Genomic DNA, 17,481 nt, shown 5'->3' with positions numbered 1-17,481 from the left:
GATCGGACCCGCCACCGGGCACATCCGACTACCCTCGGTCAGGGACAGCTTGGTCGTGCCGGGCGCGACGCCCGGGAGGTGATATCGGATGGCCGCACCCGCCGACGCAGCGGTGCTGGTCGGCCTCGGGTCGGAACTCGACCTCCCGGTCGTCGAACAGGCCGCGCAGGAGGCCGCCGGACACGGCCGGCCACTGCACCTGCTGCACACCTTCGACTGGCGCGCGGCCTTCGCCGCGGACACCGTCGCCGCACCCCGGGACCAGGCCGAAAAACTGATCACCCGCGCCGCACAACTCGCCCACCAGACCGAGCCGGGGCTGACCGTACGCGGGGAGATCGTCGAGAGCGCGATGCTGCCCACCCTCATCCGCCGCTCGGAGGGCACCTTCCTGCTCGCCGTCGGCGACAGCGGCATGGCGGGCAGCGGTCAGTGTGTTCCGGCCGAGACGACCGCCGTGCAGTTGGCCGCACGCGCCGGCTGCCCCCTGTTGGTGGTCCGACGTGAACCGCCGCCGCAGGGCCCGGTGTTGGTGGGCGTGGACGGCTCGCCCAGCTCACACCTCGCCCTGCAATGGGCCGTGCGGTGCGCGGCCCGCCGGGGCGCCCGACTGCTGGCGCTGCGGGTCGTGGAGTACGACGAGGACACCGACGCGGTCGCCGAGCAGCTCACCGAAGCACTGGCCCGGCACACCGGCCGCGACAACACGGTGCCGACCGAGTGCCGGGTGGTACGCGGCGACCCCGCCGACGTGCTGATCGACACGTCCCGCAACGCGCAGGTGGCGCTGGTCGCCGCCCGCGGCGACGAACCGGGCCGGGCCATGCTGGGCGCCGTCGCCCAGTCCCTGCTCTACCACTCCCCGGCCCCGGTGGTCGTCGTCCGCGGCCTGGCCGAGGCGCCGCTGACCGGGCCCGGCGCCGACCCGGAGCCGGACCAACGGCCCTGACCCGGGGCGTGCGCAGCGGCCAGGCTGGACGCCGGACGCCCCATTCCTACCCGCGAGAGGCAGCATGATGGAGACCGCTCTCGACGTGCACCACGCCCTCACCGACGACGAGCTGCGCCGGCTGGACGCCTACTGGCGCGCCGCGAACTACCTCACCGTCGGGCAGATCTACCTGCTGGACAATCCGCTGCTGCGCGAGCCGCTGACCCCCGACGACATCAAACCCCGGCTGCTCGGGCACTGGGGCACCAGCCCCGGCCTGAACCTGATCTACGCCCACCTCAACCGGGTGATCGTGGCGCGCGACCTCAACGCCATGCTGGTCACCGGCCCCGGCCACGGCGGACCGGCCATCGTGGCCAACACCTGGCTGGAGGGCACCTGGTCGGAGCGCTACCACGACGTGGCCCGCGACGAGGCCGGGATGTCCCGGCTCTTCCGCCAGTTCTCCTTCCCGGGCGGCATCCCCAGCCATGTCGCGGCGGACGTGCCGGGCTCGATTCACGAGGGCGGCGAACTCGGGTACGCGTTGAGCCACGCCTACGGCGCCGCGTTCGACCACCCGGACCTGTTGGTGGCCTGCGTGATCGGCGACGGCGAGGCGGAGACCGGGCCGCTGGCCGGCAGTTGGCTCTCCGACGTCTTCCTCAACCCGGCGCGCGACGGCGCGGTGCTGCCCATCCTGCACCTCAACGGCTACAAGATCGCCAACCCGACAGTGCTGTCCCGGATCCCCGAGGCCGACCTGCTCGACCTCATGCGCGGATCGGGCTACCAGCCGTACGTGGTGGCCGGTGACGAGCCCGCCCGGGTACACCGGGCCCTCGCCGCGACGCTGGACCGTGTGCTGGGTGAGATCGTCGAGATCCAGCGGAGGGCACGCTCCGGAGGCGACGTCGAACGTCCCCGCTGGCCGATGATCATTCTGCGGACGCCGAAGGGCTGGACCGGCCCGCGTGAGGTCGACGGCACCCAGGTGGAGGGCACCTACCGCGCCCACCAGGTGCCCCTGTCGGGCGTACGCGACAACCCGGCGCACCGAGCCGAGCTGGAGCGCTGGCTGCGCAGCTACCGGCCGGAGGAGCTGTTCGACGCGACCGGCGCGCCGGTGGAGGAGCTGCTGACGCTTCCGCCGCGCGGTGACCGGCGGATGAGCGCCAACCCGGTCACCAACGGCGGCGTGGTGCTGCGCGACCTGACCCTGCCGGACTTCCGCGACTACGGCGTGGAGGTTCCCGAACCGGGTACGCCGATCGCCGGCGCGACAGGGGTGCTCGGCCCCTGGATCCGCGACGTCATCAGCGCCAACCCCCAGACGTTCCGGCTGTTCGGCCCGGACGAGGTCGCGTCCAACCGACTGGGTGCGGCGTTCGAGGTGACCGACCGGGCCTGGGTGGCCGCCACGGTGCCAGGCGACGACCACCTCTCCCCCGACGGGCGGGTCATGGAGGTGCTCTCCGAGCACCTGTGCCAGGGCTGGCTGGAGGGCTACCTGCTGACCGGTCGGCACGGCGTGTTCACCAGTTACGAGGCGTTCATCCACATCGTCGACTCGATGCTCAACCAGCACGCCAAGTGGCTGAAGGTGACCCGGGCCATCCCCTGGCGGCAGCCGATCGCCTCGCTGAACTACCTGCTCTCCAGCCACGTCTGGCGGCAGGACCACAACGGCTTCTCCCACCAGGACCCGGGCTTCATCGACCACGTCGTCAACAAGAAGGCCGAGGTGGTGCGGGTCTATCTGCCGCCGGACGCCAACACGCTGCTCGCCACGATGGACCACTGCCTGCGCAGCCGGCACTACATCAACGTGGTGGTGGCCGGTAAGCAGGCCGCCCCGAACTGGCTGACGATGACCGAGGCGATCCAGCACACCCGGCGTGGCCTGGGCATCTGGGAATGGGCCAGCAACGACGGCGGCACCGAACCGGACGTGGTGCTCGCCTGCTGCGGGGACGTGCCCACCCTGGAGACGTTGGCCGCCGTCGAGCTGCTGCGCCAGAACCTGCCGACCTTGAAGGTGCGCCTGGTCAACGTGGTCGACCTGATGCGACTCCAGCCGGACACCGAGCATCCGCACGGGCTGACCGACAACGAGTTCGACACCATCTTCACCCAGGAACGGCCGATCATCTTCGCGTACCACGGTTACCCATGGTTGATCCACCGACTCACCTACCGCCGCACCAACCACGAGAACCTGCACGTGCGCGGTTACAAGGAGGAGGGCACCACGACCACTCCGTTCGACATGGTGATGCTCAACGACCTGGACCGCTTCCACCTCGTCATCGACGTCGTCGACCGGGTGCCCGGGCTGGCCGCCAGCGCCGCGCACCTGCGCCAACGAATGGTCGACGCCCGACAGGCGGCCCGCGACTACACCCGCGAGTACGGCGAGGACGACCCACAGGTCGCCGAATGGCGCTGGGTCCGCGAAACCGACCCGACCACCCCCTGAAGGAGGACGACGTGCGCGACGCGGAGATCCTGGTCGGCTACGACGGCTCCACCGACGCCTCGGTGGCTTTGAACTGGGCCATGGAGGAGGCGCGGCACAGCGGCCAGCCGGTGCGGCTGGCGTACGTCTTCGAATGGCTGACAGTGGCCAGTTGGGTCGGTCCGGGCGTGGCCCCCGGCGTGTGGCCGGACGACACCGCCCGCCGGCAGGTCGAGGACCTGGTCCGCAGGGCCGCGGCGGACGCCACCGCGGCGAACCCCGGGCTGACCATTACCGGCGAGGTGTACGACGGACCGCCCGCGCTGGTGTTGCAGGAACGCTCGGCGGACGCCGGGATGCTGGTGCTCGGCAGCCGGGGTCACGGCGGGTTCGGCGGCCTGCTCGCCGGGTCGACGGCGGTGTCGGTCGCCGCGCACGCCCACTGCCCGGTCGTGGTGGTCCGGGACGGGGCCGACAGCGCCGTGACCGACACGTCGGGCCGCCCGGTGGCGGTCGGGGTGGACGGCTCGGAGCCTTCGCTGGTGGCGCTCGGCTTCGCTGCCGAACGGGCGGCGCAGCGGCAGCTGCCGCTGCGCGTCCTGCACGCCTGGACACCGGGCCCCGGCGGGGCGGCCGGGGTGCCCGACGAGCGGGCCGGCGTGGAGCAGGCGCTGGAGCCGTGGCGGCGGACGTTCCCCGGACTGGCGGTGACCGTCGACCTGGAGTCGACCAACCCGGCGGCGATGCTGATCGAGGCGAGCCGGGACGCGCGGCTGGTAGTGGTCGGCAGCCGCGGCCGGGGTGGGCTGGCTGGAATGCTGCTCGGCTCGGTCAGTCAGCAACTCATCCAGCACGCCCACTGCCCGGTCGCTGTGGTCCGCGAACGCTGATCACGACGTGCCCTTCGGCCGACGGCGGCGTCGGTCAGGCGGCGAGCACGGCGGCCTCCACGGTCGGGTCCAGCCCGATCGAGCTGCGCTGCGGTCGTCCGGCGCGCGGGGGAACCGCACCGACCTCGCGCAGCCAGCGCCAGGTGTCGCCGACGGTCTCGGTCACCGGCCGGCAGGTCAACCCGGCGGCCAGTGCCCGGGTCACGTCCTGCTCCAACAACCCCCGGTACGGGTGCCCGCGCGGCAGCCAGATCGGCAGGTCGCTCCACGGCTGCACCCCGGCGGCGAGGATCGACGCCGGATCGGTCCACCGCAGCCGGGCGTCCGAGCCGATGGCGACCACGCACGCGTCGAGCAGCTCGCCCATCGTGGTCTGCGCCGGAGGACCGACGGCGTTGAACGTGCCGCCCACCCGCCGGGCGCCCGCGTCGAGCATCCACCCCGCCAGGTCGCGGACGTCGACGTACTGCACCGGCAGGTCGGCCGGCGCGGGGGCGAGCACGTCCCCGCCCCGCTCGATGCGCCGTAGCCACCAGGGCAGCCGGCCGATGTCCTCGCCCGGGCCCAGGATCAGGCCGGCCCGGGCGATCAGCGCACGGCGACCGAACACCTCCCGCACGGCGCGCTCGGCACCGGCCTTGAGCTGCGGGTAGTCGCCGTCGACGGCGCCCGGGTCGGCGTCCACCACCGGGGAGTCCTCATGCAACCCCGCCTTGGCATGGTCGGTGTAGACCGAGCCGCTCGACACGTACACGTAGTGGCCGACCGCGTCGACGAGGGCGCGGGCGGCGTCGCCGGCGGCCCGCGGCGCACCGTCCCAGGTGTCCACAGCGACGTCCCACTCGCCGCCGGCCAGCGCGGCCAGGCCGTCCGGCGCGGTGCGGTCACCCCGCAACCGGTGCACGCCGGACGGCACCGTGCCGTGGAGCCCTCGGTTGAACACCGTCACCGACCAGCCGCGGCGCACGGCCTCGGCGACAGCGGCCCCGCCCACGAAGCCCGTACCGCCCAGCACCAGCAGTCTCATGCGCTCCACAGTGCCGGCGTCGACCGGGCAAGGGCACCCCTGTTCACCGGCAGCGGATCTGCTCGTGGCAGAACCTCACGATCGTGCCGCCATTCACCTGTTGCCCGTCGCCGGTCCGGCCAGCACGCTCCTGCGGCGCAGCAGCGCCGCTCGCGCCCGACGGGCCGCCCGCAGGTTCAGGGCCGCCACCGCGCCGAGCAGGAGCACAACGCCCAGCAGCGCCGGCTCCAGTTCGTGACGCAGCAGGCTGATGATCAGCGCGCCACCGCTGAATGCCAGCCAGGCCCCGACGCCGAGCCAGCCGGCGACCACCCGGTCCCGGGCGAACAACGGAGTCCGTCGGGTCACGGCCCAACCACCGAACACCGCCCAGCACAAGCCGATCACCACCAGGACGGCGAAGGCCACGTTGGTACGCGTCGGCAACCCGGGCTCGGTCGCCCAGAGCAGCCCGATCAGGGCGCTCGCGGTGAGACCGGTGAAGGCCAGTGCCAGATAGCCGACCCGCCTGCGCAGCGACAACGGCGCGTCCAGTCGCGCCAGCACCTCTTCCGGAGTCATGCCTCGTACCCCTTCCGCACCAGTTCGTGGCGCAACAACCTGCGGGCCCGGTTGAGCCGCGACTTGACAGTGCCGACGGGTATGCCGCAGATCTGCGCGCAGGCGTCCAGCGGCTGATCCTCCAGGTGGAACAGCAGCAGCACCTCCCGTTCCCGGGCGGGAAGCGCCGCCAACGCCCCGGCCAGCGTCTCCCGGTTGACGACCTCCTCCGCCTCGTCGGCGCCCGGCAGGTCGTCGATCGGTTCGGGTTCCGGGTGGGCGTACGCGTCCCGCAACCGGTTCATCACCGCCCGACGGGCGATGATGAACAGCCACGGGGTGAACCGGTCCGGCTGACGCAACTTCGGCAGCCCCTTGAAGACCGCCAACCAGATCTCCTGCACCACATCGTCGTCGGACCCACCGAGCATCCGCCCGACGTACCGCTCGACCGCCGGATGCCAGCCCTGCACCAACTCGGCGAACGCCTCCCGTTCACCCAACTGGCAGCGGACCACCAGCAACTCATCGCTCATCGGCCCTCCTTCGCCTGTTCAGTCGGCGTCAGAGCCCGGCAGGTTCACGACCCGCCACAGCGAAAACCGGCTCCCGGCGGGTGGAGGTCGCGGCGGTAGACCCTCGTCCAGAATGCAGGAAAGCCACCCCGGGCATGGTCAACGGAGGCGCCGATTGCGAAACTGCTTCAATCTGCATCAGCACAACCCGGACGGAGCAGGGAATGTCCAGCACACCGCTGTCCCTGCCGCAGCCAACCGCGCGGGCACCAGAGTTCGGCCGGGACGCGCTCATCGTCTGCGAGAACCTGGTGCGGATCTACCAGACCGGTTCGATCGAGGTGCAAGCACTGCAGGGCCTGGACCTGGCCGTGGAGAGCGGTGAGCTGGTCGCCGTCGTCGGTGCCTCCGGATCGGGCAAGTCGACACTGCTCTCCATCCTGGCCGGCATCGACGCCCCCACCGCCGGACGGGTCCGGGTCGACAGGTGGAACCTGCTGGCGATGTCCCGCGCGGACCGGGTCGACTACCGGCGGCACACCGTCGGGTTCGTACGGCAACAGACGGCGAGCAACCTGATCCCCTACCTGACCGCACGCGAGATGGTGGACCTGCCGATGACGGCTGCCCGTACCGCGAAGCAGGAGCGCCGGGAACGCGCGGCCGAGCTGCTGGACAGCCTCGGTGTCGCCGACTGCGCCGATCGCCGCCCCGGGCAACTCTCCGGAGGGCAGCAGATGCGGGTCGCGATCGCCGTGGCGCTGGCCAACCAACCGCGGGTCCTGCTCGCCGACGAGCCCACCGGCGAGCTGGACGCCGCCACGTCCGCGGAGGTCTTCGGCGTGCTGCGGGACGTCAACCGGCGCTACGGCGTCACAGTGGTCGTGGTGACCCACGATCCGGAGGTCAGCGGCCAGGTCGAACGGACCGTCGCGATCCGGGACGGACGCACCAGCAGCGAGGTGCTGCGCCGCACCACCACCGACGCGGAGGGCGACACGCACACGATCGCCGAGGAGTACGCCGTGATGGACCGGGCCGGGCGGGTCCAGGTGCCCCGCGAGTTCCGCGAGGCGCTGGCGCTGACCCGACGCGTCCGGCTGGCCCTGGAACCCGACCACATCACGATCCACCCCGACTCGGGAAGCGGCGAATGAGCAGCGAGCCACTGCTGAGCGTGCGCGACGTACACCGGCGCTTCCGCACCGGGCCGACAGTCGTACACGCCCTGAACGGCGTGTCGTTCGACGTGGCCGCCGGTTCGATGGTGGCGCTCGTCGGCCGGTCCGGCTCGGGCAAGACCACCCTGCTCAACGTCATCGGCGGCCTGGACCGCCCGGACGCCGGCACCGTGCGGGTCGACGGCACCGACGTCACGGCGCTCGACGAGGATGGCCTGTCCCGGCTGCGGCGGGAGAAGGTGTCGTACGTCTTCCAGAGCTTCGGGTTGATCCCGGTGCTGTCGGCCGCGGAGAACGTCGCGGCCCCGCTGCGGATGGCCCGCGTCGCCCCGGCCGAGCGTGACCGGCGGGTCGAGTTGCTGCTGGAGCTGATCGGCCTGGCCGACCACGCCGGGCAGCGGCCGGCCGAGCTGTCCGGCGGCCAGCAGCAGCGGGTGGCGATCGCCCGCGCGCTGGCCGCCTCGCCCCAGCTTCTGCTCGCCGACGAGCCCACCGGGCAACTGGACGCCGAGACAGGTCTGTCGGTGATGGCCCTGCTACGCGGGATAGTGGAATCCGAGGGCGTCACCGTACTGGTGTCGACGCACGACGCGGTGATGATGGCCCTGGCCGACAGGGTGATCCGTATCCACGACGGGCACCTCGACGAACAGGCGGCCGGGCAGTCGCACGCGCCAGTGCCAGACGCCGGGTGACGCGACGATGAGGCTGGTCAGCCGGCGCGCCCGCGCGCAGTGGCCGTTGCTGGCAGCCCTCCTCGGGGTCGTCACGATCGGCGCGACCCTGTTGGGTACCTGCACCCTGTTGGTCACCCACACCGCCGAGCGGGCGTTGGAGGTCGCCCTGGCCCGCGCCGCCCCCGCCGCCGTCGACGTGACCGTCTACACCGGCACCGTCGAGGGCCGGGACACGTCGTCCGTCGCCGCCGACACCCGCACCGTGGTGGCCTCCACGCTCGCACCGTTTCCGGTGACGACAAGCGCGCGGGCGTCGACGGTGCTGCGGGCGCTGCCGCCCGCGCTCGCCGCCGGCACCACAGTGCCGGCCCAGGCGTACCTGTCGGGGCTGGACGACCTGCCGACCCGAGCCGAGTTGGTCACCGGGCGCTGGCCACAGCACCCTGGCGACGCGGTGCTGTTGGAGTCCACCGCACAACTGCTCGGCCTCACCCCCGGTCACCGGGTACGCCTCGGCGCCGAGCTGGCCCACGCGCCCGTCCCGGCCGTCGACGTGGTCGTCGTCGGTGTGGTGCGCCCGCTGCCGGGCCGCGGCTGGGACCGCGACCCGCTGGCAGCGGCCGGCTCCGCCACCGGCTACCGGGACGGCCGCTTCCAACAGCCGGTCAACGCCTACGGCCCTTTCCTCGTCGACCTCGCCGACCTGGTCACCACCGGCGCCACGGTCGACCGGCTGGAGGTCACCGCCCATCCGGACCTGTCCGACAGCAACCGCCACGACCTGGAGACCGTGGCTGGGGCCGTCGGCAGTGCCGACGGCCGGCTGGCGGGCACCCTCGGCGAGCGCGTCCGGCTCGCACGTGTCGCCTCCGAACTGCCACTGACCCTGCGGGCCGCCGACGACCAACGGCACGTCACCGCCGCCGTCGTGCTGGCCATCGCCGTCCTCGGCGGTGTCCTGGCCGCGACGGCACTCGTCCTCGCCGGCCGTCTGACCACTGGCATACGCGCCGACGAGACCGCCCTGCGGTCCGCCCTGGGCACCAGCCGTCGCCAACTCGCCGCCACCGCGACACTCGAGGCCGGGCTCGTCGCCGCCGTCGCCGCCGCGATCGCGATACCGGCCTCGTCGGCCCTGCACGCCGGCCTGACCCACCTGCCGCCGCTGGACGGCGCCGGCCTGACCGTCCGGCCGGCGATCGCCGGTGCCCAGGTCCTCGCGGTCGCCGGTGGCGCGCTGGTGCTCGCCGCCGTACTCGTCGTCCTGGCGATCCGGCCCGTCCCGACAGCCGGCGACCAGCGAACCCGCCGCGAACTGCTGGCCCGATCCGGCGCCGACCTGATGCTCGCGGTGTTCGCCGCCGCCGGATGGTGGCAGCTGTACGCGCAGTCCGCCGCCGCCAGCCCACGCGCCGACGCGGTCCGGGTGCTCGCGCCGGCGCTGCTGCTCATCGCAGGCGCCGCCCTGGCTCTCCGGGTGGTACTGCCCGCCCTTCGCGGCGCCGACCGGCTGGCGTACCGCGCCCGAGGGCTGGCACTTCCGCTGGCGGTCTCCGAGGCCGCCCGCCGGCCACAGGCGGTCGCCGCCGGACTGCTCGTCGGACTGGCCTGCGCGGCCGGAACCTTCGGTCTCGCCTTCGACGACACGTGGCACCAGTCGCAGCGCGACCAGGCCGCGCTCGCCGTCGGCACCGACCTGGCCCTCACCCTCAGCACGGCGCCGGTGGCCGGAGACGGCGCGATCGTCAGCGCGGCCACCGCGGGGGCCGTGAGTCCGGCCCTCGACCGTGGCACCGCCGTCGGTCAGTGGCTCGGCAACGCCGGCGACGCGCCGCGCCTGGTCGCCGTCGACACCACCCGCGCCGACGCGCTGCTACGCGGGCGGCTGGACAACGACAGCGGATGGGCGGACGTGGGCGCCACGCTGGCACCACGCACCCGGGTCAACGGCTTCGCCGTTCCGGCTGGCGCCCCACTCGTCCTGACCGGGACCGCCGCCGGCGACATTCCGCTCGTCGTGACGCCCCGGCTGATGCTGCAGGACGCCACCGGCCTCCGCACGTCCTGCACCGGTCCCGCCGTACCGCTCGACGGCCAGGAGTTCCGGCTGCCCGCCTGCGCGACGGCTGACGGGCTGCGCCTCGTCGCGGTCGCCCTGCCGGTCACCGCCGACGCGGTCGGCGGACCCGTCGCCGTCGCCGTCACACTCACAGTGCCGCCCGCCGGGTCGGCCGAGAGGCCCACTGACGGATCGGATTGGACCGCCACGTCCGCGCCGCCGGTCCCGAGCAGGTTGAGCGACCCGACCGTCACGGTGTCCGCCACCCCGACGGGGACCACGCTGCGGATGGCCGCGACCGTCGACCTCGGCGGCGCCGAGGACGCCGCCCGGACCCTCGTCGCCACCGCCTTCCCGAACCCGGGCCCGGTGCCCGTCGCCGTCTCCGCCCGCTTCGCCAGCGAGGTCGGCGCCGAGAACGGCAGCAAGCTCAGCGTCACCGTCGGCATCACCCCCGTCCCGGTCGTCGTCACCGAGGTCGTGCCGACCGTGCCGTCCGCCCCCGGCGCCGTCGCCGTCCTGGCCGACCTGGACACGCTGTCGCGCGCACGTGCCGTCACCGGCGACCTGACGTTCCCGGTCGACGCCTGGTGGGTCGGCCACCCGGCCGGCCCCGATGCCGCCGAGCGGGCCGCCGCCCTGCACCTGGGCACCGTCGCGACCCGTGAGGCGGAGACCGCCCGCCTCACCGGCGGCCCGCTGCTCGCCGGGCTGCCGGCGGCACTCCGCCTCATCGTCCCGGCCGCGGCCCTGCTCCTGCTCGCCGGTGTCGTCCTGCACGTCACCTGTGACCTCCAGGTCCGCGCCGTCGAGGTGACGCGACTGCGCGGCCTGGGGATGACCCGGCGCGGCATCCGGGCCGTGCTGCTCGGCCAGCACGCCGGCGTTCTGCTGCCCCTGCTCGTGGCGGGCGCGGCCGTCGGCGCGCTCGCCACCCGCGTCGTCGCTCCCCTGCTCGTGCGCTCCGAAACCGGTGCCGCGCCCGTCCCGGCCACCCAGCCACACTGGCCGTGGCCAGCCGAGGCCGCACTGCTCGCCGTACTGCTGGCCGGATGCATGCTGGTGGTCGCCATCGTGGTCACCGTCCAGGTCCGCCGGGCCGACGCCGCGCACCTGCGGGTGGCCCCGTGAACCGGTGGCTGACCCGCTGGCGGCCGGCGCTGCACTGGCCCAGCATCCGTGGCCGTGGCCGTACCGACGCCGGACCGTTGCTGCTCACCGCCGCCGTCATCGCAGCCGTCGCGCTGCTCGCCGGGGCCGCGCCGCCGCTGCTGCGCGCCGCCGCCGACAACGCCGTCCAGGACACGGTCCGCCGCGCCGGCAGCGACTCGAACGTCCTCGTACACGCCAACTGGGAACGCGACGACGGGCCGACCGGCGGGCGAGTCCGGATGCCCAGCCTCGCCGAGGCCCTCGACAACTTCCGCGCCCGGGCGACATCCGCGCTCGGGCCCGATCTCGATGCCGCGTTGCTCCCGCCCCTCGCCACTGCCAACGGCCCGATCCTCGACATCACCGGCGGCAGCGCGCCGCGTACCTTCCAGTTCACCTACCTGGCCGGCGACAACGGCGGCCCGGACGTGACCTGGATCGCCGGCAGCCCACCCGGCCCCGCCGTCTCCGACCAGTACGTCGAAATCCCCTACGACGGGCCGCCCTGGCCGGTGCAGGTCGGCCTCTCCGAGGCGGACGCCGCCGCACTCGACCTCGGTCCCGGCGATCGAATTCCGCTCAAGGACGGCCGGGGTCGCGACAAGGACGTCCGGATCAGCGGGATCTACCGACCCACGGACGGCGACGACCCAGCCTGGCGGCTCGCCCCGGCGCTCCTGCGCCCCGTGCCCGGCGCCGACGGCGTGGGGACCACCCGGTTCGCCGGCCTCCTGTCGCGAGAGTCGTTACCGGACGCCCGGCTCGCCGTCGACGAGGACCAACTGCGGCGCACCATCCACTTCGCCCCCGTTCCCGACGCGCTCACCTGGGACGCCACCGCGGCGCTCGCCAGCCAGGTGGTCAAGCTCAAGGCGACCTCCGGCTCGTCGAGCGACCGCGAGCAATCCCTGAAGTGGGAATCGCAGCTCGACGCCGCCCTACGCGAGGCAAGTGCCCGCAACAGCGCCGCTTCCACACAGGCCGCCGTCCTGCTCGCCGGCGTACTGACCGCCACGGTGCTGGTCCTGCTGCTCGCCGCCGACCTGCTGGTCCGCCGCCGTACCCCGGTGCTGAGCGCCGCCCGGCAGCGCGGGGCGGCGCTACCCGACCTCGGTGCGGAACTGATCATCGAGTCCACAGTGGTGTCAGTGTCGGCCGCCGCCGTCGGGCTCGCGCTCGCCCGCGCGGCCGCCCCGGGCGTCTCCTGGACCTGGGCCGTTCCCGTGGTCCTGGCCGGTGTTGTCGCCGGGCCGGCGTTCGGCACCCTCGCCGCCGCCCGCGCCAGCCGTGACCGGCGCCAACCCGCCAACCCGGCCGCTCGGCGCTGGATCCGGGCCACGGGCCAGTTGCGCCGCACCGCAGCGGAGGCCGCCGTCCTGATCGCCGCGGTCGCCGCCTTCGTCACACTGCACCAGCGCGGGCTCCTGCCCCTGGCCTCCGACGGAGACAACGGCGAGCTGACCGGTGACCTCATCCTGCCGATCAGTGCCCTCGCCTTGGGCGCGCTCGTCGGCGCGCTCGTCCTGCTCCGGCTGCTGCCCCTCGGGGCGCGGTTCTCGCTCCGACAGGCCCTACGCTCGCGCCGCCCGCTGGCCGTGTTCAGTGCCGCCCAGGCGGCCACAACGGCCGGGCGCGCGCTGCCGCTGCTGGTTCTGGTCAGCACCACGGCACTCGCGTCGTTCGCGCTCATCCTCGGCGCCACAGTCACCCGAGGCCTGACCGACGGCGCGTGGAGCACCGTCGGCGCCGACGCCCGCCTCGACGTCGGCGCCGACGCCGAGGCCGCCACGCCCGCGCTCGCCGAGCGCATCGCCGCCGCACCCGGGGTAGGGCACGTCGTCGTCGCGCAGGTGACCGACTCCGCACGCCTCTTCACCGAGTCGACGCTGCTCACCCCACGCCTGGTCGTCGTGGACACCGCGGCGTTCCAGCGCCTGCTGGCCACCACTCCGCTGCCCGACGCGCCGGCGCTGGCCCGGCTCACGGCACCCGGTCCTGGCCCCGGGGAGGTCCCAGCGCTGGTCCGCTCGACTGACGGCGGTCTGCGCACCGGCACGCGGCTGCAGCTGCCCCGGGACGGCGCCCCGGCGATCCGTCTCGCCGCCGTCGGTACCGCACCCTCCGTCGGCGGCGTCGACGACGTCGTCGTCGTGGACGCGGCGACCCTCGCCGTCGCCGGGCTGCCCGCCGTTCCCAATACCGTCTGGGTCACCGGCCCCGGCGCGGCGCGGGCCGTGTCGAACACCGGAATCGCCTCCGACGTCGTGCTGCGTGCGGACGTCCTGCGGGCGCAGCGGGTGGCTCCGCTGACGGCGGGGCTGGTACGGCTGGCGTGGACGGTCGCCGCGGTGCTGCTGGCGCTGGGTCTGCTCGGCCTCACGCTCTCCGCCGCCGCCGGTGCGTCGCAACGGTGGCAGACCCTGACCCGGCTGCGGACCCTCGGCCTGCGGCCACGCGACGCCCGCTGGGTCGCCGCCGGAGAACTGCTGCCGCCGGTAGTGGTCACCGCGGTGTGTGGCCCGCTACTCGGGGCCCTGCTCGCACGTCTGACGCTCGGCCCGCTCGACCTGCGGCTGCTCACCGGCCAGGCCGCCGACCCGACGGCTGTCCTGCCGTGGTGGTTGCTGGGTCTGGTGAGCGTGGCACTGCTGGCGACGGCCGCCACCGTCGTACCTGTCGAGTCGGCGCTGCGGCGACGCGACAGGCTGAGCGAGGTACTTCGCGCCGGCGAGTGACCGAGGGTCTCCCGGTGCGGGAAGCAGAAACGGCGAGACCCGTTACCGGAGATCCGGTAACGGGTCATCTGATCCACTTGCAGAGATGGTGGGCGATACTGGGTTTGAACCAGTGACCTCTTCCGTGTCAGGGAAGCGCGCTCCCACTGCGCCAATCGCCCGTGGCGGCCCCGTGGGGCGCATCGCGAGCGGACGACGGGATTCGAACCCGCGACCCTCACCTTGGCAAGGTGATGCGCTACCAGCTGCGCTACGTCCGCACGTCTCCGGCAAGCGCCGGTGACAGGTGAACTCTACCCGATGCCAAGATCGCTTGGAACGGCACCCTGACTGGTCGCGGTTGCGCTGGTCCCCGCCGGGGTACTGAAGGGCTCGACAGCGCACCACACCCCCTTAAGGAGGCTGTCGTGGGTATCGGCACCAGCATCTTCCTGATCGCGCTCGGCGCGATCCTCACCTTCGCACTGGACGCGAGCGTCGGCGGCATCAACCTCGACGTGGTCGGCTGGATCCTGATGGGCGCCGGCGTGCTCGGCCTGATCATGACCACGCTGATCTGGGGTCGCCGCCGCCAGGTCGTCACCACCACCGAGCAGCCGGTGGAGTACCGCCAGGTCGAGGAGCGGCGGGACATCGCCCCGCCGCTGTGACCCGGCCAGACCCACAGCTGGCGGAGCCGCCAGACCACAGTGATTCCGGGCCGGCCGCCTCGCCGAAGGCGGCCGGCCTCTCGCGCCCGTGACCCCGCACGCACCAGACGCCGGGTAGGCGTCGCCGCCGCCGGTGAGTGGACCATCGTGCTCCGGCGTTGCCGGCGGAATCAGAACTCGATGACCAACCGGCCGCGTACCCCTCCGGCTTCCAGGAGCTGATGCGCGCGCGCCGCCTCCTGCGGCGGGAACCGGCCGGCGACCCGCAGCGTCAGCGCACCCTCCTCGGCGAGTCGCCGAAGCAGGTCGAGTTTGTCGCGGCGCCCGTCGTACTCGTGCACGTACGCGGACACCATGTCGATCCTCCGCTGGTCGGCCTGCGCCCGCAGCACCGGATCGGGCCCGCCGCGCAGCAGCGCCACGGCACCACCCTCGCGCACGGCGGGCAGCAACGCGCCACCGAGCAACGCGGTGTCGACAGCGGCGTCCACCCCGTCCGGGGCATGCTCCCGGAAGCGGTCGGCGACACCCGGGCCTCGGGTCACCGTCACGTCGGCGCCGAGCGCCGCTACCAGTTCGGCGTCATTCGGCGCCGCGTCGGCAAACACTCGGTGACCGGCGGCCTTGGCGAGCTGAACCGCGTACCCGCCGACGGCACCGGCCGCGCCGGTCACCGCGAGGGTGCTGCCGGGCGGCAGCCGCAACTGGTCCAGGGCATGCAGGGCGGTCAACCCGTTCAACGGCAGCGTGGCCGCCTCGGCGAGTGACATGCCGGCCGGAGCGGGCACCACCCAGGACTCCGGGAGCACGACCCATTCCGCGTATCCGCCGCCGGCCGCCCGGGTCGGGTTGACCATGGCCATCACCGGGTCACCCGGGGCGAGTGCGCCACTGGTGCCGGAACCCACCTCGTCGATGGTGCCGGCGATGTCCTGGCCGGGCAGCAGCGGGTCGCTGCCGCGCAGTCGCACCGGCGTCATACCGGCCCGGATCAGGGTGTCCGCCGGGTTGACCGACGCGGCGCGTACCCGGATGCGGACCTCGCCCGGGCCCGCGTGCGGCGTCGGGAGCTCGACAACCCGCAGCACCTCGGGCCCGCCGTAGCGCAGCAGTCCGACCGTTCTCATGCTCGACTCCTCATTCGGGTGAACGGCCGACCACCGTGTCCGGCGGTCAGTTCAGGCAGGTGAGCGCGACCTCGGCGTAACGCGTCAGCGCCGCCCGGTCCGGGTTGATGGCACCCATCACCCGCAGGCCCTGGAGGCTGGTGACCAGGAAGCCGGCCAGGTCGGTGGCGCTGCGGTCGGTGGTGATCTGCCCCCGCAGCTGCGCCTCGGCGAGCAGGTCGTAGAGCGCCAACTCCAGGGACTGGGTGGTCGAGCGAAGCCGCTCGGCGACCCGCACGTCCTGGTGCGCCCGTTCCATCGACGCCCCGACGATGAGGCAGGAGAGGTGCCGGCCGTCGCCGGTGATGTCGTCCACCGTGCCGATGAACACCTCACGGATGACCGCCCGCGCGTCGTTGCCCGAGCGCAGCAGATCGACCATCGGTGTGGCGTAGCGCTGCCGGTACAGGTCGAGCACCGCCAGGTAGAGGCCGTCCTTGCTGCCGAACGCCGCGTAGATCGAGCCGCTGCCCAGGCCGGTCGCCTCGGAGAGGTCCCGCATGGAGGTGCCCTCGTAGCCCTTGCTCCGGAACACGTCCATGGCAGCGTCGACTGCGGCGTCGAGGTCGAACTCACGGGTGCGGGCCATGGCTGAACGCTACCCGCTATCTGGAACGATCGACAAAGTACCGCCGGTCACAGCCGCCGCTCCGAGAGCCGTTTCCGCTGGCCGAAGGGTGTGCCGGCCCGCGTTACGATCCAGATCATGGAGCCTCTCGACACGGTGCTGGCCGCGCACCGGGCGTACCTGCTCGGTTGGAACATCGGTGTCGCGGGGGGTCCGGACCTTCCGACCTACCGCAGTGACGTGCCGCACGCACCCCTCAACGGTGTGCTGCGGGTGGTCGGGCGCACACCACGGGACGCGCTCGTCGCAGCCCGGAAGCGCCTGCACGGCGTACCCCGCATCTGGTGGGTCGGCCCGGACAGCGACGCCGGCACCGCGGACGGCCTGGTCTCCCTCGGCGCGGTGCAGGTCGCCCGCATGCCGATCATGACCGTGCGAATCGGGGCGGTGGCCGAGGTGCCGACTCCCGCCGGCATGCAGATCGCCGAGACGACCGACCTCGCCGCGTTCGTCCCGGCCTATGCCAGGGTGTCCGGAATCCCGGCGGACGGTGTGGCGGCGACGATCGAACGGGAGAAGGCGTTCACCGGCGACGGCACCGTGCTGCGCCTGGCCGGTCGCCTCGATGACGGCCGGATCGTCGCGACGGCCGTCGCCTGGATCAGCCATGGTCTGGTCACCCTCTACTTCGTCGGCACCCAGCCAGAGCAGCGCCGCAGGGGCATCGGAGCGGCCATGACCAGGGCGGCGCTCGATCTGGCTGCCGAGCGGGGCGCCCGCACCGCCGCCCTCACCTCGTCGGCCGTCGGCGAGTCGGTCTACCACGGCCTCGGCTTCCGGCCGGTGGGCGAGTTCCGCCTGTTGACCTTCTGAAAGCGAACGAACGACCCGGCGAGCCCGAGTGGATCACGGGGTGGCCGCCCGCCGGAAAC

14 protein-coding genes and 2 tRNA genes are annotated in these 17,481 nt (G+C 73.3%); 9 read left to right on the top strand and 7 right to left on the bottom strand.

Annotated elements, in window-relative coordinates; all coding sequences use genetic code 11:
* Positions 1 to 88: 88 nt before the first annotated feature.
* From OHB44_RS09450 to OHB44_RS09440, 3 genes are all read left to right on the top strand, one after another.
* A complete protein-coding gene (locus OHB44_RS09450; RefSeq protein ID WP_238683264.1) occupies positions 89 to 949 on the top strand; it encodes a universal stress protein in 861 nt (286 codons plus the stop codon).
* Positions 950 to 1,016: 67 nt separating this feature from the next.
* Complete coding sequence (locus OHB44_RS09445) at positions 1,017 to 3,410, top strand: phosphoketolase family protein (RefSeq protein ID WP_330441206.1); 2,394 nt, start codon at positions 1,017 to 1,019, stop codon at positions 3,408 to 3,410.
* Positions 3,411 to 3,421: 11 nt separating this feature from the next.
* A complete protein-coding gene (locus tag OHB44_RS09440) occupies positions 3,422 to 4,279 on the top strand; it encodes a universal stress protein (RefSeq protein ID WP_238683265.1) in 858 nt (285 codons plus the stop codon).
* Positions 4,280 to 4,313: 34 nt separating this feature from the next.
* Here OHB44_RS09440 and OHB44_RS09435 read toward each other — a convergent pair whose 3' ends face one another.
* The 3 genes from OHB44_RS09435 to OHB44_RS09425 form a co-directional block, all read right to left on the bottom strand.
* Complete coding sequence (locus tag OHB44_RS09435; RefSeq protein WP_330440358.1) at positions 4,314 to 5,306, bottom strand: NAD-dependent epimerase/dehydratase family protein; 993 nt, start codon at positions 5,304 to 5,306, stop codon at positions 4,314 to 4,316.
* A 93-nt stretch (positions 5,307 to 5,399) separates the two neighbouring features.
* On the bottom strand, positions 5,400 to 5,867 hold the full coding sequence (locus tag OHB44_RS09430) for a hypothetical protein (RefSeq protein ID WP_330440356.1): 468 nt from the start codon (positions 5,865 to 5,867) through the stop codon (positions 5,400 to 5,402).
* Positions 5,864 to 6,382 (bottom strand): RNA polymerase sigma factor, encoded by a 519-nt coding sequence (locus OHB44_RS09425; protein ID WP_330440355.1) that lies wholly within the window; start codon positions 6,380 to 6,382, stop codon positions 5,864 to 5,866. Before OHB44_RS09425 ends, OHB44_RS09430 begins: the two co-directional genes overlap by 4 nt.
* A gap of 203 nt (positions 6,383 to 6,585) precedes the next feature.
* On the opposite strand from OHB44_RS09425, the gene OHB44_RS09420 reads away from it, so the two are divergent.
* The 4 genes from OHB44_RS09420 to OHB44_RS09405 are packed head-to-tail and all read left to right on the top strand — an operon-like array spanning position 6,586 to position 14,165.
* Positions 6,586 to 7,518, top strand: a complete 933-nt coding sequence (locus OHB44_RS09420) for an ABC transporter ATP-binding protein (protein ID WP_238683266.1) — start codon at positions 6,586 to 6,588, stop codon at positions 7,516 to 7,518.
* Entirely contained in the window at positions 7,515 to 8,237 is a 723-nt protein-coding gene (locus tag OHB44_RS09415) for an ABC transporter ATP-binding protein (RefSeq protein ID WP_330440353.1), read from the top strand. Before OHB44_RS09420 ends, OHB44_RS09415 begins: the two co-directional genes overlap by 4 nt.
* Before the next feature lie 7 nt (positions 8,238 to 8,244).
* Positions 8,245 to 11,409 (top strand): FtsX-like permease family protein, encoded by a 3,165-nt coding sequence (locus OHB44_RS09410; RefSeq protein ID WP_330440351.1) that lies wholly within the window; start codon positions 8,245 to 8,247, stop codon positions 11,407 to 11,409.
* A complete protein-coding gene (locus OHB44_RS09405; protein WP_330440348.1) occupies positions 11,406 to 14,165 on the top strand; it encodes an ABC transporter permease in 2,760 nt (919 codons plus the stop codon). The genes OHB44_RS09410 and OHB44_RS09405 overlap by 4 nt, the downstream gene beginning before the upstream one ends.
* Positions 14,166 to 14,251: 86 nt before the next feature.
* On the opposite strand, the gene OHB44_RS09400 is transcribed toward OHB44_RS09405, so the two are convergent.
* Together OHB44_RS09400 and OHB44_RS09395 are read right to left on the bottom strand one after the other, a co-directional pair.
* Positions 14,252 to 14,326 (bottom strand) — tRNA-Val (locus tag OHB44_RS09400).
* A 26-nt stretch (positions 14,327 to 14,352) separates the two neighbouring features.
* Positions 14,353 to 14,425: transfer RNA gene (locus tag OHB44_RS09395), tRNA-Gly, on the bottom strand.
* A 147-nt stretch (positions 14,426 to 14,572) separates the two neighbouring features.
* Between OHB44_RS09395 and OHB44_RS09390 the strand changes: the two genes are divergently transcribed.
* A complete protein-coding gene (locus OHB44_RS09390; protein WP_091400768.1) occupies positions 14,573 to 14,815 on the top strand; it encodes a DUF6458 family protein in 243 nt (80 codons plus the stop codon).
* Positions 14,816 to 14,985: 170 nt separating this feature from the next.
* Here OHB44_RS09390 and OHB44_RS09385 read toward each other — a convergent pair whose 3' ends face one another.
* On the bottom strand, positions 14,986 to 15,942 hold the full coding sequence (locus OHB44_RS09385; RefSeq protein WP_330440347.1) for an NADP-dependent oxidoreductase: 957 nt from the start codon (positions 15,940 to 15,942) through the stop codon (positions 14,986 to 14,988).
* Between the two features lie 46 nt (positions 15,943 to 15,988).
* Positions 15,989 to 16,570 (bottom strand): TetR/AcrR family transcriptional regulator, encoded by a 582-nt coding sequence (locus OHB44_RS09380; RefSeq protein WP_112585044.1) that lies wholly within the window; start codon positions 16,568 to 16,570, stop codon positions 15,989 to 15,991.
* A gap of 117 nt (positions 16,571 to 16,687) precedes the next feature.
* On the opposite strand from OHB44_RS09380, the gene OHB44_RS09375 reads away from it, so the two are divergent.
* Positions 16,688 to 17,422 carry a GNAT family N-acetyltransferase gene (locus OHB44_RS09375; protein WP_266303290.1) on the top strand — a complete coding sequence of 245 codons (735 nt, stop codon included), beginning with the start codon at positions 16,688 to 16,690 and terminating at the stop codon, positions 17,420 to 17,422.
* Positions 17,423 to 17,481 lie beyond the last annotated feature (59 nt).

Origin of the sequence: Micromonospora sp. NBC_00821 (assembly GCF_036347035.1) — a bacterium.
In the GTDB taxonomy this organism is placed as follows: Bacteria; Actinomycetota; Actinomycetes; order Mycobacteriales; family Micromonosporaceae; genus Micromonospora; species Micromonospora hortensis.
This window is presented reverse-complemented; position numbering and strand designations above follow the sequence as displayed.